The organism is Ramlibacter sp. WS9 (assembly GCF_003797765.1).
Lineage (GTDB): Bacteria > Pseudomonadota > Gammaproteobacteria > Burkholderiales > Burkholderiaceae_C > Ramlibacter.
The window spans coordinates 1-432 of record NZ_RKMB01000150.1 but is presented as its reverse complement, the minus strand read 5'-3'; the positions used below and the strand labels follow the sequence as shown (position 1 = coordinate 432).

At 68.3% G+C, this 432-nt stretch carries 1 pseudogene; it reads left to right on the top strand.

The window, feature by feature from the left end:
• Positions 1-381, top strand: a pseudogene (locus EEB15_RS33390) (hypothetical protein); the annotation flags it as partial.
• Positions 382-432: the final 51 nt, after the last annotated feature.

The window sequence follows — 432 nt, the reverse complement described above, 5'->3', positions numbered from 1 at the left end:
CGCCATGGCGTCGACCTGTTCCTCGACATCCACGGCGACGAGGAAATCCCCCACGTATTCGCCGCCGGCTGCGAGGGCAACCCGGGCTATACGCCCCGCCTGGAACGGCTCGAGCAACGCTTCCGCGAGGAACTGATGGCGCGCGGCGAATTCCAGATCCGCCATGGCTACCCACGCAGTGCGCCGGGCCAGGCCAACCTGGCGCTGGCCTGCAACTTCGTCGGGCAGACCTACGACTGCCTGGCGTTCACCATCGAGATGCCGTTCAAGGACCACGACGACAACCCGGAGCCCGGGACCGGCTGGTCCGGCGCCCGCTCCAAGCGGCTCGGCCAGGACGTCCTGAGCACCCTTGCGGTGCTGGTTGACGAACTCCGCTGAAAATGGACGGGGCGCCGCGCGGCGCCCCGTTTCAGCCTCTCTCCAGCAGGT